We start from the raw sequence: 1,746 nt of genomic DNA on the forward strand, positions 1-1,746 counted from the left end.
AAATGCGGCCGGGCAGGACGGCATCGCGCCACCGCTCGTCCACCGCATTTATGAGCCATCACATCACGGCGACGCGGCTTTCTTTTTGGCGGCACGCAACGGCGTGCGGGCGCATCACTGGAAATTCGGCAACATGCCCCCTGTCGAACAACCACTGACGGATGCAGAACTCGGTGCGATTGTTGCCTATGTGCGCGCGCTACAGCGCGCCAACGGGATCAACTGATGCCGTGGCGTGTGCGCCCTATTCGTGAAGCTGCACCCGGAAAGCGGACATGAGGTCGGGCATTCTCAGTCTCGGGACGGCGGCCGTTGTCGGAACCGTCGCGGCCGCCGTCTATTTGCTTGCGCCGGGCGATGCCGCCGTGTCGCGCGGCCATGTTCTTTACGATAAGAACTGCGCTTCCTGTCACGGGAAAAATCTGGAAGGTCAATCCGACCGGCAAAGCGCCGACGAGAACGGACGCTATCCTGCGCCGGCTCATGATGGCAGCGGGCATATTTGGCATCATTCCGACGCCGCCCTGATCGCCTGTATCACCCTCGGCGGAAAGGCGGCGCTGGTGCAGATGGGCGTGGATTTTGACAGTGGCATGTTGGCGTTCGGTGATGTCCTACACCAGCAGGAAATTGAAGACATCATTGCCTACATCGAGTCGCGCTGGCCTGAACGTGAACGCGCGGTTCAGGCCGAACGAAGCCTGGCAGACGATCGGTGACCCCCTGGCGAACCACTCTCAGACTGGCGAGGCCGGATAGCCCCGGTTTCAACCCGCCTTCCGACCCCGTGTGTGACAACAGCCCAAGTGCAACAGCGCGATCATGGTCGATGCCAACAAGTCGGGTAAAACCATAAAAGCCCGCAAGGAACAGGAGCACGATCGCAACGACCAAAAGGGTTCCATTGCGCATGCGCATCCCGATCAAAAGCGCTGCCGCCATAGCGAGGGCGGCAAGCACGCAAAAGCCGACCTCAGGTTCGGCCAATGCCAATGCCATAGCACCATAGCTGCGCGCACCCGTCAGAATGACGAAAGCGGAGTAAACCAGCAAAAACCCTGAACTGGCCAGAAAGCCCGCTGCAACCGGGTAGGGAAACATGCGCAACAGCCGCCCTAGCCTCAACCTTCCCGCCAGCCAAAAGGCAATGCCTGACAGGACAGCCGCAACCCCGATGGCGGCAAAAGCCGTGGCGACTTGCACCTGCGGTGGGCCCGCAGCCCCAAGTGCCGCAATGCTGACCGCAGGCGCAAGAATTGCCACACTGGTATCTTGTGCAATCCCCAGAACCGGACGAAACTGGCTGAAGGCATATAGGGCCAGGATAGAGCATAGGCTCGATATCACGAAAACAGCCGTGGCAAGACCACGCCCAACTGAAAGCGCCCCGGTGAAGAAGATGGTCGCCAGTGCAAGGCAATGCCCGACTGAATCCACGCCCAGCACTGCCCCGAAATTCGCCGATTGTACCAGCCCGTCCTGCAAAACGGTGCCTGCTGAAGGTGGGGGCTGGCCTTGCCTCAAGTCATGCGCGCCACCTCTGTCTTCGCCTTGCAACGCAGAAATTCCTGCCTTTCCTGCTACGCGATTTCAACCATCCCATTAATAGGGGGTCTGCATTGCGGGAGTGGACAAAATATGGGGGTCATGCGGCTCATTCGCCGTCCAGACACGCTTTATGGTCGGTTTCGAGGAAGGGCCGCCGGCTTTGTCGGTGCCCTTGCGAAGGCACCGCTGGTGCCGCGA

At 60.3% G+C, this 1,746-nt stretch carries 3 protein-coding genes; 2 read left to right on the forward strand and 1 reads right to left on the reverse strand.

The genetic code is table 11. The features are described from left to right. Positions 1-226, forward strand: a 226-nt coding sequence (locus tag L0H65_RS19440; RefSeq protein WP_367652020.1) for a cytochrome c, incomplete at its 5' end; no start/stop codon positions are given. 49 nt (positions 227-275) lie between these two features. Next, on the forward strand, positions 276-719 hold the full coding sequence (locus tag L0H65_RS19445; protein ID WP_301460833.1) for a c-type cytochrome: 444 nt from the start codon (positions 276-278) through the stop codon (positions 717-719). Here L0H65_RS19445 and L0H65_RS19450 read toward each other — a convergent pair. After that, positions 640-1,557, reverse strand: coding sequence for a hypothetical protein (locus L0H65_RS19450; RefSeq protein ID WP_301460834.1), 918 nt, complete (start codon positions 1,555-1,557; stop codon positions 640-642). The two genes, L0H65_RS19445 and L0H65_RS19450, sit on opposite strands and share 80 nt — an antisense overlap. Between the last annotated feature and the right edge of the window lie 189 nt (positions 1,558-1,746).

This window comes from Pseudorhodobacter sp. (assembly GCF_030452865.1).
Classification (GTDB): Bacteria; Pseudomonadota; Alphaproteobacteria; order Rhodobacterales; family Rhodobacteraceae; genus Pseudorhodobacter.